Raw genomic sequence first — 12308 nt, forward strand, 5'->3', positions numbered from 1 at the left:
TTTGTTTTTATCGTAATCAGATTACGAATAACGTAATTTGCTCCGTTCAAGGCGTCAAGCTATAAAGGCGACACGATAAACCCGGAACCTCCCCTCCCATGGCCAAAGCCAACGCCTCCACCGACACCGGCAAGCAGAAGGTCCGCTCGGCGGAAGTCGGCACCGACATCCTCAAGGCCCTCGCTGAACTCTCGCCCTCGACGTCACTATCACGCCTGGCCGAGCACGTGCAGATGCCTGCGAGCAAAGTGCATCGCTACCTGCAGGCGCTGATTGCCAGTGGTTTTGCCGAACAGGATACGGCCACCAACCATTACGGGCTGGGGCGCGAGGCATTGCGGGTGGGGCTGGCGGCGCTGGGCAGCATCGATGTGCTGAAGGTGGCGGCAATGCCGTTGTCGCAGTTGCGAGATGAGCTCAACGAAAGCTGCTTCATCGCCGTGTGGGGCAACCAGGGGGCCACGGTAGTAAGCATCGAACCTGCCGTGCGCGCGGTCACCGTGGTGACCCAGATCGGTTCGGTGCTGCCGTTGCTCAGTTCGTCCACTGGCCTGGTATTCGCCGCCTACCTGCCCGAGCGAGAAACCCAGGAACTGCGCGACAGGGAACTGGCCGCATTGCAACAAACCGCCAGTGACTACCACACACTGCTGGCCGGCATCCGCGAAAAGGGCCTGCACCATGTGCATGGCCTGCTGATGCCGGGGGTGGATGCGCTGTCGGCGCCGGTATTCAACGCCATGGGGCAGATCGCCGCGGTGATGACCGTGGTCGGGCCGACGTCGATCTTCCATGCCGATGAACATGGGCCGGCGGCGCAGCGCCTGCTCACGGCCGCACGAACCGTGAGCTGGCGCATGGGTTACGCGGGCAACCCACACTGCGCTTCGACGTCTAGCGTTTCCTCCTCGACGAGCCAGAGCAGTTCCTGAGAGAAGCCGTCATAAAGGGCGGGCGCCACCTCACTCACCAAATCGCCGTAGTCATCGCATAGCCGCCCGATCACACGCGAGAATGCCGTGGGCTGAGACACCTCTGCCCGGGAAAGCACGGTGATGTATTTCTGTGCGGCACCGAACAGCCGCACCAAGACCCCCGTGGAAGCCACCGTTCCTGCAACCCCCGCCGCGAACGACAGCAAGGCGGCGGAACGGTCGCCATCGCTCCATGCGATGGCCCCGGTGACGAAGGACCTGGCCGCACAGAACAGCCCGACGGCCATAGCTGCCGGCGGAAACGGCACGGTGAGGATGCCGGCCAGTACGATCCCCCACTCCACCACCACGGCCGAAATACGCTCGGCAGCGTCGGCGCTGTCTTCAGCGGCTTCGTTGATCATCCGCCTGATACGTTTCTCCAGGTCCTGGACAGGATCCCCGATACGCCCGGTCTCGCCTATCGGCGGCCGCACGCCCCTGCCTCGGGCAACGGCGTCCAGCACCACCTCAATGCCATCCCCGGCGCGCAGTTGCTCTTCGATCAATACGTTCAGGCGCGCCTGGTTCGATAACGGCACGCGGTCTTGGCAATAACCTGCCAAGTCGTGCTCACGCCAAGTCCTTGCCAGCTCGCTGAGGGTCCGCAGCGTGGGGCCTTGCTCGATTTCTGGCAGATAGACCAAGGGCTCAAGCTCGCGGTCACGAGCATGCTTCAGCAGGTAGGCACCTTGAACAGGGCAATCGTCTATCCACAACGGATAAAGGTTGCACGTCGCGTCGATCGAGGTTCCCGAAAAAGTGTCGATCACCGATTCCAGCCACTGCGCATGGCGGCCCGACAAGCTTCCCTGAAGTTTCTCGCTGAGCACGGCACGCCTGATCTTCAAAGCAAAGAGCGTGCGATAACACTGCCTGAGCCTTTCATATTCCGGCCTGGAGCGGTCGAGTAACTGCGCTTTCACTTCTTCGATGTACTTGTTGCCCAGGTCGGCAGCACGAATGTAGCTCCCCAGCAGCGCCGGGCTCAGGTGCGAGATATCCTGGCCGGTAGCCGAGGTGATGCGGGCAAAGTCGGAGAAATTGTAATACGTGGGATAACCTTTGATGACAGTCTGTGTCAGTGTGCGAATTGCATCCTCTTCCAGCGTTATCAATACCTGATCCGGGTTGATTGGGCCGCCGCGATTGCCCGGGTATGAGTTGATCTTTTCCGTCACCTGTCGATGGGCGAAGGTGCGAAAGCTCGGCATCTTCATCAGCGACTGATACCTGGCCTGCGCCAGCTTGAGCAGTTGATCGATATCAACCAGTGCCTGCTGCTCGGCACGACTGGCGTTGATGAACCAGCTTGGCGTGGTGGCCTGTTGATCCTCGATCAGGGCAAGGATCTTGCGCTTGGCCAGAGCTTTGAGCACATCCGGCCACTGCTGCGACTTGATCGGCGCGAGCGTCACGCTGTGCATGGTCCAGTCGGTGGGTAGCATCTCGACCTTGCGCAAATGGCGCTTGAGCGAATCATGCTGGGCCCGCGAGCATTGCCCCAGCAGGTACTCACTGCCTACCGGCCACAAGGTCCAGCTACCGATTTCGAGCGCCATTTTTTCGAGTGAGTCGAAAAGATGAAAATCGCCTCCCGGCGCCCCAGGGGCATAGAGCAGGTACTGATCGCCCTGCACCAGGCACAGCAGGTCCTTCAAGGGCGTTTGCGCACCATCGAGGCAAACCAGACCGGCGCTGATGACATTGGCCTGCATTTTCCCCAGGCGTGCGTGGTGCAACAGATCGAACGCCGCCGGGTGAAAACCCTGATGACGAGCGGCCTGATTGGCCAGCGCCAGCCGCGCATCGAGAACCTCACACAGTGCGGCCATGGTCAAAGCGTCGTCATAGAGCGTACGGATCTGCTTGACGTAGTTCACGCGCAAATCCAGTTTTTCGATCACGCTCTGGATAGAGGTACTCCCCAACAATGAACGGTGCCGCTCACCCAGGACTTCGACCTTGAGCTGGCCCCCGCTGTAGCCACCACTCAGCGCCCAATCGAGCAGGGTGTGTTTCATCGCCTGCTCAGGGTCATCGACGTGACTGACACGCAGTCGTACCTGCTCGGGGTCGATATCCAGGCCAAGGGCTTGCTGGACCTGTTTCCTGGCGAAGCTGCGCAGGTCGCGCCATTGCGCCAGACGCTCGGTGCAACGCTGCTCCTTCACCTGCAGGTCATCTTCCAGCTGTCGATAGGCTTGCAGTTCCTCGCCCTGCATGAACCGCCGCCATTCGGGCAGCAGGCTGGTGCGGTACGCTCGCACATGCCGCGTCGCACGTTTCTGCAGCGCAGCCACCAGAGGCTCAAGCCGAGCCGCACTGTCGAGCTGGGCCAGACGCCGGGCGTCATCGACCTTGACCCACAGGCTGCGCCGGGTGGCTTCAAGCTGGATAGCCTGCAGATCACGGATGAAATACCTGTGAAGTGGCACCTGCAGCGGCACGAAATCGAGTGTCAAACCCTCCGTAGACAACGCCGCTCGCTCTTGCGAAGACAACAGCCAACGCAACGGGCTGCCTTCAGCAAAGGCAGGGGCGAGTTCACGGGCTGCGCGCGCGCGTTCAGTGTCGAACCAGCAACCGCTGGCCAGGCTGTAAATCAGAAAATCCGCAGGTGCGTCCGGGTTCTGTTCGAGGTCATGACGGCTGGCGACGACACCCGGCAAACGAAAACGCAAATCTCCGGCAACCAGGTACACCTCATGCTTGTTTGCGTCCCCGTCCTGTTCGAGGGCCTCGATACCGGCTTCCCAGGCCTTGAACGTAAGGGCCTTGAGGCGCGTTTCGGCAAACATCAGCTGGATCAAACGGGACGCCAGGGTAAGTGGTTTCAAACTTAATCTGGACTGTTGCTCCCACCACTGGTCAAGAACCGCCTGCCTTTGCGGCACAAGCGACTCGACAACCGCCAACGGTAAACGCTTCTGCTCGGTGAACTGTTGCCGATGAGCCTCCGGGATCAGGCTGGCCAGTTGCGCAACCGTAGCCATCAGTTGTTGCAGCTCCTGGGCGTGAGCCATCATGGCCTTCACCTGTTCTTTCACAGAGCGTGCATCTGGGCACCCCTCACCGAGATCGGGGGTGCCAAAATTGAAATCGAAAGACATGAACTGTGCTCCAAAATTACCGAAGCAGCAGAGTGAACGGATGATAAAGGCAATAGCGCAGGGAAGCTTACCCAGCACTTGGCACTGTTGCCTGATACGTAACGGTGAATGTCGACAGAAGCTATTTTTCCTGACGGATCAAGCGCTTATTCTTGACTCACTGGCCGGCTTGAAGGGCTCTCCCCCCCGCCTTTCAAGCCTGCCAGGTTCACCGACGTAGATTTTGAAGCTCCTTGATCTGACGTCTCGATTGGCCGCTGCGGCTTGCAGCGGCCTTTTTTTTGGCGTCGGAACATGCACCCTGGCTGTCAGGTGGCCGACGCCGAAGCCTCGTCATGACCACGCCACTTTCGGCGGGTAGAAGCTCAGCGGCTGCTCACGAAAGGCCAGGTAGTGGCGCAGCACCTGCACCGGCGCTTCAGTATGCGGGTAATGGCCAATGCCCAGTAACTGCACGGTGTCCGGCTCCGGCACCAGTTGCCGGTAGCGCTCAAGCATGTGCGCGCCGGAAAGCGGGTCGACCACGCCATTGATCAAGCGCAGCGGCACGCCTTTACGTTGCATCGCCCCGACCCAGCGTTCGCGGTGTAACCTGCGCTCCGGCATGTAGCCCACCAGCTTGTGCAGGATGCGCGTGCCCCGGTTGGCAGCGATCAGGCTCCAGAAATCATCCAGCGCGCTTTCACTGGGATGGGTGCAAGGGCCATACACCTGCATCACATTACGCACCAGGTCGTCACGCCCGAACGAGCGCCCGACCAGCCAGCCAAACCGGCTGAGCAGCAGCTTCTGGATCAGTAGCATGCGGCAGCTTTCGGGGAACAGCCCGCTGTTGAGAAACACGCAACTGGCGATGTCGGCACGCTGCTCATGGTGTCGCGCCAGCAGTTCCTGAGCCACGCTGCCGCCGTAGTCGTGGGCCAGCAGGTGCACGGGCTGCGCGACCTGCAGATGGGCAAGCAATGCCTGCTGCAAGTCTGCCTGCTCCATCAGGCTGTAAGTGTGATCGACAGGCTTGTCCGAATCACCAAAGCCGAGCATGTCGCAAGCGATCACCCGGAAACGTTGGCTCAGAGGGCCCCACAGGTAGTGCCAGTCCCAACTGGCGGTGGGGAAACCGTGTAACAGAAGCAGAGGCTCTCCTTGCCCTGCGGTCCAGTAGCGGATGCTCTGGCCCCGGAACATGAAACTCTGTGCCCGGGTACGCCAGACGCACAATGGAATCTCGGCCATAGGCATCAGTTGGGTCCCGGTGTAGTGGTATTGGCGGAATAGGGCAAGGCTGCGGTCATTGCATGTCACCTCGGCACTTACATGTGCTCTCTATGTCGAGGCAAAGTCTAGCCAGCAGCCCATTGGCTGGAACTTGCGTTGCCAGCCAGCTTGATGACTGAGCGAGTCAGTGGCACGAACGGTCAGAGCAGCAAGGCCAACAACGGCGCCGCGAACAGGTTGAGCAGCCCGGTCAGGACCATCACCAGGCCGGCCACCGAGCCTTCCTCACGGCCCACTTCCTGCGCCCGGCTGACCCCGGCACCATGCGCGCCAACACCGAACAGCGCCCCCCGTGCCAACGGCGTACGCAGCGGCAGCCAACGCAACAGCACACCGCCGAACATGGCACCGAGCACGCCGGTGAACATCACGAACACCGCGGTCAGTTCTGGCACCCCACCCAGGTCATGGGCCAGGGGCATGGCAAATGGCGTGGTGATCGAGCGCGGCACCAGCGACAGGCTGGTTGCGCTGTCCAGCGCCAACAGGTGCGCCAGCCCCCAGGAGCTGGCGATCGAGGCACTGCTGCCGGCTACCATGCCCACCATCAGGGCCGGCCAATGGCGCGCCAGCATGGCCCGCTGCTGCCAGATCGGCACCGCGAAGGCGACAGTCACCGGGCCGAGCACGCCCATCAACCAGTGGGTGTTGCGCGCATACTCGGCATAGGCCGTATGCAGCGGCACGGCCACAGCCAGCAGCAACACCGGCACCAGGATCAACGGCGACAGCAGGTAGCGCTGGCTACGCCGATACAACCAACGGCTGCCCAGGTAAGCCAGCAAGGTCAAGGCCAACCAGAACAGCGGCATGGGTTCAAGGCTCACGGCGCAGCCTCCAGCGGCACACCATCTCAACAGTCATGGCGGTCACTATCATCACCATCAGCGTGCTCACGGCGATCACCAGCAAGATGCGCCAGCCCTCTTCACGGATCAATGCGCCATAGTCGAGCAGGCTCATCAGCGCCGGGATGAAGAACAGCAGCATCTCAGCCATCAGCCAGCCGGCCCCCAATTGCAGCATGGCCGGTTTGAGCACACCCGAAGCGAACAGTATCAACAGCAGTGCCAGGCCCATCACACCACCGGGGATCGGCCAGCCCAGCCAACTGGCAATCTGGCCACCGAGCAGGAACAGGGCACAGAGAACCGCCAGCTCGACGAGCAGGCGCAGGGCTTTTTTCAATAATGCAGGTTTCATGGCGGGGTTCCTCGACAGGCCCTCATTTTAAGATTTGGCTGCCTAGGCCAGAAGCGAATTGTTAGACTGCCTGCCATTCCATAATGGAATCGAAGCAATGGAATTCAAACAACTGCGCAGCTTCATCGAAGTGGTGCACCGTGGCGGTTTTACCCAGGCCGCACAGACCCTGCACATCAGCCAGTCGGCCGTGAGCAAGCAGGTGGCCCAGCTTGAGCAAGATGTGGGCCAGCCGCTGCTGGAGCGCCAAGCGTCGCACCTGCACCTGACCGCTGCCGGGCGCATCGTGCTGGAGCGTGGCGAAGCCCTGCTGCGCCAGCGCCAGGCGCTGCTCAACGAGCTGGACGATCTCAGCCAGATGGAGCGTGGCGAACTACGCCTGGGCTTGCCGATGCTTGGCAGCGACACGCTGTTCGCCGGCTTGTTCGCCGAGTACCGGCGACGCCATCCGAACATCGCCATCCAGCTGCTCGAAGGCGGCAGCCGCAGCGTCGAACAGGCCGTCAGAAGTGGCGAACTGGAACTGGGCGGCTGTTTGACGCCCACCGACGAGGCATTCGACTACCAGCCCTTCTGCAACGAACCGCTGGATGCCTTGCTGCCGGCTGGCCATGCCCTGGCGGGCCTGGACGCCGTGGGCCTGGGGCAACTGGCCGATACACCGTTCCTGCTGTACCAGCGCAGTTTCGTGCTCAACGACCGGCTGCTGAAGGCGTGCCAGCAGCAGGGCTTCACCCCCAAGGAAGGCGGGCGCAGCGGCCAGGCGGATTTTTTGGCGGCGCTGGTGGCGGCGGGCCAGGGCGTGGTGATGCTGCCCCGGGTGGTGGCAAAAGCGCTGGAGCGCCCCGGGGTGGTGCGTGTGCCGTTGCATGCGCAGGAGGATTTGCGTTGGGATATCGCGTTTATCTGGCGGCGCGGCGCCTACCTGTCACGGGCGGCGCAGGCGTGGTTGGCCTTGTTGCGCGAGCCCCACGGCTAACACGCCTGCACAGGTGCCGGGTCAGGCGTTCAGTGCGCTCACCAACTCAGCCAGCCAAGGCTCGGCATCCGCTTCCGGGGTCACCGTCTCGCTCGCATCCAGGCGCAGCATTGGCTGCACTTCGCGCACGCCCAGTTCGGCGAACAGCTCACGCATCTGCTCGCCACCCCCGCAATAGGTATCGCCGTAACTGGAGTCGCCCAAGGCGATCACCGCGCCAGGCAGGCCGCGCCAGGCCGCGGGCAGTGTGTCGCGAAGGGTGCTGTACAGCGGCATGAGGTTGTCCGGCAGCTCACCCATGCCGGTGGTAGAGGTCACGGCCAGCAAGGCGTCGGGGGCAAAGCCCTGAAGATCCTGAAGGGTGGCACGCGCAGCATGCCAGGCCTCGAACCCCGCCGCCTTGAGCAGCGATTCAGCATGACGGGCGACTTCTTCGGCGGTGCCATAGACCGAGCCGGAAATAATGGCGACTTTCATCGGGTAGAGGATTCCGAAACTGAGTGAAAACGTAGGATACTAGCATTCAACGCTGGCAAAAGGCCGCCGTTACCCACGTCGCCATCTTCCGTTTTTCTTTACCAATGGCCCGGACATGATCAACGCGCAATTGCTGCAATCGATGGTCGATGCGTCCAATGACGGCATCGTGGTTGCCGAAAAGGAAGGCGACGACACCATCCTGATTTACGTGAACGCCGCTTTCGAATGCCTCACTGGCTACAGCCGTGACGAGATTCTCTACCAGGATTGCCGGTTCCTGCAGGGTGACGACCGTGACCAGCTTGGCCGCGCACGCATCCGCAAGGCCATGGCCGAAGGCCGCCCATGCCGCGAGGTACTGCGCAACTATCGCAAGGATGGCAGCGCCTTCTGGAACGAGCTGTCGATCACGCCGGTAAAGAGCGACTTCGACCAGCGCACCTACTTCATCGGCATCCAGAAGGACGTCAGCCGCCAGGTCGAACTGGAACGGGAGCTTGCAGAACTGCGCGCTCGTCCGAAACCCGACGAACGCGCCTGAACCAAGTCCGCCACGCACGGTCAATTCCGTTGAAGAAATCGCCACCACCGAGTTCGATCATGCAAGCAGACGCGCTCCTGACCCAGGACGAGCTGGATTTCATACAGAACATGCAGCATTCGCCGCAACTTAACCTGGCTGACACCATGTCGAGCCTGCTGGTCAATGGCGACCGCCGCATACAAAGCTTGCTCACCCGGTTGGTGGCTAACGAGCAGGTGACCTTGCAGGCCCAGTTCAACAACCAGCAGATCAGTTTTCCCCTGCAGCTGGTAGAGGACGAGTTCCACGCCCTGCACCTGCAGCTGGGATCACCGGAAATCTACGAAGACGGCCCCATGCTGCGCCCATGGCGCTTGTCGCTGGACCAGCCGAGCGCACTGCTCGATGCCCATGACGAGGCAAGTGGCCTGTGGGTGCGCGAGATTTCCTTCAAAGGCGTGCTGCTGGAAGTCCGTGATTTGCCAACAGCCCCCGCCCGCTTCGAGCTGCGCTTCGCCCCGGGCGGCATCACCCCGATCGAACTGCATGGTGTGTTGGGCCGGCGCATCGGCACGGACCTGGCTGCCTACGACCTCGGCCAAAGCCCAGCCGAAGAAATCGAACGCCTGCGCGACTACATCCTCCAGGCCCACCGCCACGCCCACCCCGAACTGCACACTCAAGTATCGAGCTGACGGGCCAGAAACTGCCGCAAGCGCTGACGCATCACACTGCCCTGCGCGCCCAGGCAGGCTACAGGGCTGCCAGCCAGGCTGTCCTGTACCGCTTCCGCCGCTTCACCGGCCAGTAACAATGGGCATTCCAGCATCGATGCCAGGCGCTTGAAGTGCCGGGCGAGTTCTGCTGTGGGGGACTGATGGGAAAACAGCACCAGGGCGTCCGGCTTCAGCCGTTCGCAGACCAGCGCAAGCTCTTGCAGCGGCTGCCCGTTAGCCAGTGGGATCACGCGTGTTTCGTCGCTGCCCAGTATCAGGCTGGTTACCAGCAACTCAAGCTCATGGCACTGCCCCGGCAATGGCGCCAAGAGCACGGTGCGGCTACACGGCACACGGGCCAGCTGCAAGCGGGCGAAAACCCGACCGCGCAGGAACTGGTCATAGAACAGCCATTCGCTGGCCTGCCCATAGCCGCCTTGCCGAACGACCATGTCATGCCAAACCGGCATGAACACATCGGCGAAAACCTGGTCCAGGGTGCTGGCCGCGAACACCTCGTCATAGAGGCGATTCAGGCTCGCCACATCGAAGTGTTGTACCGCCAGGCGAATCTGGTTTTGCCAGCGCAGGCAGGCGTCCACCGCGCCGCCAGCCTGCCCGGAGAGCGCATTGTCGCGAGCGAGAATGCTGCCCACCTTGCTGACCGCCACGCCGCGCTCCAGCCAACCGAGGATACGGCGGATTTCATCGATATCAGCCAGGGAATACAGGCGGTGGCCACTGTCGGTACGGATGGGCTGGATCAGCCCATAACGGCGTTCCCAGGCGCGAAGGGTCACGGCGTTGACACCGGTCAAGCGTGACACTTCACGAATCGGAAACAGCTCCTGCTGCTCGAAACTCGCATCGATCACCGGTTTACGTCCCTGCTCGTTCATCTGCACGAAGTACCCTGAGTGCGTAAAAACTGTGCACATAGCTTACTACGACCGTGTCGGTCTGTTGGACCCACCGTTTGCCAGCTGATAGTTGCCGAGGAACGCAACTTCGCGATAATGCGTGCCCGATTCTTGCATGCACGACTGCGTCGCCCACCACCCCGGGCCACACAGCCAAAGGGCCAGCTACCCGCCAGCCCCGTTGCCAGGAGATACACAATGTCTACCCCACCCGTCACCCTCATGGTGTCGCGCCGCGCCGCCCATGGCCGCTACCAGGACCTGCTGGCCTGGCTGCACGAAGGCGAACAGCTGGCCACCGACTTCCCTGGCTACCTCGGCTCGGGCATCCTTGCCCCGCCCCGGGATGGCGACGAATTTCAGATCATCTTCCGCTTCAGCGACGAGCCGACGCTGCTTGCCTGGGAGCACTCCGCCTCTCGCCGCGCATGGTTACAACGCGGCAACGGTCTGTTCGAACGCCCCAAAGAGGCGCGCGTTAGCGGTATCGACGACTGGTTCGGCACCAACACGGTGCGGAAACCGCCACGCTGGAAGCAGGCCGTGGCCATCTGGCTGGCGTTTTTCCCAGTTTCGCTGGCCTTCAACCTGCTGTTCGGCCATTGGTTGACGGCACTCGACCTCGTGCCCCGGGTACTGCTCAGCACCCTGGCCCTGACGCCGGTCATGGTGTACCTGTTCATCCCGCTGTCCACCCGCCTGCTAGCCAGTTGGCTGCATGCCTCCCCGGCCACTGCCGGCGCCTTGCGCAGCCGCTGAGGCCAGGCCATACAACAGGGAAACAGTTCGGGTATGCTGGGTGGCAACCAAAGGACAGACAAGTTGACCACCCCGAACATGAACAGCCCCATTCTCGTTACCGGAGCCAGCCAGCGCGTCGGGCTGGCCCTGGCCCTCGAACTGGCACAGGCCGGCCATACGGTGGTCAGTGCCAGCCGCAGCATCCAGCCGCAGGCAGCCCACCCCAACATCGTGCAGTTTCAGGCCGACCTGTGCCAGGCGGGCGACCGCCAGGCGCTGATCGATCACCTGCACGATCGTTACGACGGACTGCGCGCCATCATCCACAACGCCTCGCTATGGCTCGACGACGGCCTCGACAACCTCGAGACCATGTTCCGCCTGCACGTCGAAGCGCCCTACCACCTCAACCTGGCCCTGGGCGACCTGCTGGCCAAGGTGGAAAAGGCCGACATCATCCACATCTGCGACGAAACCTCCTCGCGCGGCAGTAAAAGCCACATCGGCTACGCCGCCACCAAGGCCGCGCTGCAGAACATGGTGCTGTCATTCGCCGAAAAATATGCGCCCAAGGTGCGTGTGAACGGTATCCTGCCTGGGCTGCTGATCCTCAAGGAAGGGGGTGACGACGCCTACCGCCAGCAAACCCTGAAAAAGGCCCTGCTGGAGTTCGAACCCGGCGCCGGCCCGCTGATCGAGACCGTCAAGTACCTGCTCGCCAGCCAGTACAGCACCGGCAGCCAGGTGGTCATCAACGGTGGCCGCCACCTGAAGAACCGCATGACTTGAGAGAAGACCATGACCCCACAGCAACAGCTCGAGCTCGAGGCCGCCGCGTTCCGGCGCCTGGTCGAACACCTGCAAAAGCGCACCGATGTACAGAACATCGACCTGATGAACCTGTCCGGTTTCTGCCGCAACTGCCTGTCCAAGTGGTACAAGGCCGCCGCTGACGAGCGTCAGCTGGACCTGAGCCTGGATGATGCCCGCGAAGCGGTGTACGGCATGCCCTACGCCGAGTGGAAAGCCCAATACCAGAAAGAAGCCAGCGCCGAACAACAAGCGGCGTTCGAAAAAGGAAAACCTCGTGACTGACCTGAATACCCTGCGCGCAAGCCTGGCCAGCGGCCAACATGTATTTGCCGATACCTTGGCGTTCATTGCCGACAACTTCAGCTACCAGCCGCAGGCCTTCAATAACGGCGGTGTGGAGAATGCGGCAGGGCAGAACGAAGGTTCGTGCAAAACCCTGGGCCTGGCCTTGCTTGAAGGGCTGAGCGACCAGGAAGCACTGCTGGCCTTCGGCGAGCACTACCGTGATGTGCTGGCCACGCCTGAGGGCAGCGACCATGGCAACATCCGTGCACTGATCAAACACGGACTG

14 protein-coding genes are annotated in these 12308 nt (G+C 62.0%); 8 read left to right on the forward strand and 6 right to left on the reverse strand.

Going from position 1 to position 12308, the window contains the following annotated elements; genetic code table 11:
• Positions 1 to 98: 98 nt before the first annotated feature.
• The gene (locus N5D53_RS12035) at positions 99 to 932 is read left to right on the forward strand and encodes an IclR family transcriptional regulator (protein ID WP_064491627.1); all 834 of its coding nucleotides are present in this window, start codon (positions 99 to 101) and stop codon (positions 930 to 932) included.
• On the opposite strand, the gene N5D53_RS12040 is transcribed toward N5D53_RS12035, so the two are convergent.
• The 4 genes from N5D53_RS12040 to N5D53_RS12055 form a co-directional block, all read right to left on the reverse strand.
• Entirely contained in the window at positions 863 to 4087 is a 3225-nt protein-coding gene (locus N5D53_RS12040) for a hypothetical protein (RefSeq protein ID WP_279840354.1), read from the reverse strand. The two genes, N5D53_RS12035 and N5D53_RS12040, sit on opposite strands and share 70 nt — an antisense overlap.
• 333 nt (positions 4088 to 4420) lie before the next feature.
• The gene (locus N5D53_RS12045) at positions 4421 to 5326 is read right to left on the reverse strand and encodes an alpha/beta hydrolase (protein WP_020192813.1); all 906 of its coding nucleotides are present in this window, start codon (positions 5324 to 5326) and stop codon (positions 4421 to 4423) included.
• A gap of 176 nt (positions 5327 to 5502) precedes the next feature.
• Complete coding sequence (locus N5D53_RS12050; RefSeq protein ID WP_010955287.1) at positions 5503 to 6189, reverse strand: LrgB family protein; 687 nt, start codon at positions 6187 to 6189, stop codon at positions 5503 to 5505.
• On the reverse strand, positions 6179 to 6565 hold the full coding sequence (locus N5D53_RS12055) for a CidA/LrgA family protein (RefSeq protein WP_020192814.1): 387 nt from the start codon (positions 6563 to 6565) through the stop codon (positions 6179 to 6181). The genes N5D53_RS12050 and N5D53_RS12055 overlap by 11 nt, the downstream gene beginning before the upstream one ends.
• A gap of 97 nt (positions 6566 to 6662) precedes the next feature.
• On the opposite strand from N5D53_RS12055, the gene N5D53_RS12060 reads away from it, so the two are divergent.
• Complete coding sequence (locus N5D53_RS12060; RefSeq protein ID WP_064491629.1) at positions 6663 to 7544, forward strand: LysR family transcriptional regulator; 882 nt, start codon at positions 6663 to 6665, stop codon at positions 7542 to 7544.
• Positions 7545 to 7565: 21 nt separating this feature from the next.
• Here the strand turns inward: N5D53_RS12060 and N5D53_RS12065 are convergent, their stop codons facing one another.
• Entirely contained in the window at positions 7566 to 8021 is a 456-nt protein-coding gene (locus N5D53_RS12065) for a flavodoxin (protein ID WP_064491630.1), read from the reverse strand.
• A 115-nt stretch (positions 8022 to 8136) separates the two neighbouring features.
• Between N5D53_RS12065 and N5D53_RS12070 the strand changes: the two genes are divergently transcribed.
• Together N5D53_RS12070 and N5D53_RS12075 are read left to right on the forward strand one after the other, a co-directional pair.
• Positions 8137 to 8565, forward strand: a complete 429-nt coding sequence (locus tag N5D53_RS12070; protein ID WP_014592344.1) for a PAS sensor domain-containing protein — start codon at positions 8137 to 8139, stop codon at positions 8563 to 8565.
• Positions 8566 to 8624: 59 nt separating this feature from the next.
• Complete coding sequence (locus tag N5D53_RS12075) at positions 8625 to 9242, forward strand: hypothetical protein (protein ID WP_064491632.1); 618 nt, start codon at positions 8625 to 8627, stop codon at positions 9240 to 9242.
• Here the strand turns inward: N5D53_RS12075 and N5D53_RS12080 are convergent.
• Positions 9227 to 10162 (reverse strand): MerR family transcriptional regulator, encoded by a 936-nt coding sequence (locus tag N5D53_RS12080; RefSeq protein ID WP_041167076.1) that lies wholly within the window; start codon positions 10160 to 10162, stop codon positions 9227 to 9229. The two genes, N5D53_RS12075 and N5D53_RS12080, sit on opposite strands and share 16 nt — an antisense overlap.
• Before the next feature lie 219 nt (positions 10163 to 10381).
• Between N5D53_RS12080 and N5D53_RS12085 the strand changes: the two genes are divergently transcribed.
• The 4 genes from N5D53_RS12085 to N5D53_RS12100 form a co-directional block, all read left to right on the forward strand.
• Complete coding sequence (locus N5D53_RS12085) at positions 10382 to 10942, forward strand: antibiotic biosynthesis monooxygenase (protein WP_266023155.1); 561 nt, start codon at positions 10382 to 10384, stop codon at positions 10940 to 10942.
• Between the two features lie 33 nt (positions 10943 to 10975).
• Positions 10976 to 11713, forward strand: coding sequence for a dihydromonapterin reductase (gene folM / locus N5D53_RS12090; protein WP_010955293.1), 738 nt, complete (start codon positions 10976 to 10978; stop codon positions 11711 to 11713).
• A gap of 9 nt (positions 11714 to 11722) precedes the next feature.
• Positions 11723 to 12019 (forward strand): DUF1244 domain-containing protein, encoded by a 297-nt coding sequence (locus N5D53_RS12095; RefSeq protein ID WP_010955294.1) that lies wholly within the window; start codon positions 11723 to 11725, stop codon positions 12017 to 12019.
• The coding region (locus N5D53_RS12100) for a HopJ type III effector protein (RefSeq protein ID WP_279840361.1) at positions 12012 to 12308 on the forward strand (297 nt) is incomplete at its 3' end. The genes N5D53_RS12095 and N5D53_RS12100, both read left to right, overlap by 8 nt.

Source organism: Pseudomonas sp. GD03862, from assembly GCF_029840855.1.
GTDB classification, from domain to species: Bacteria; Pseudomonadota; Gammaproteobacteria; order Pseudomonadales; family Pseudomonadaceae; genus Aquipseudomonas; species Aquipseudomonas alloputida.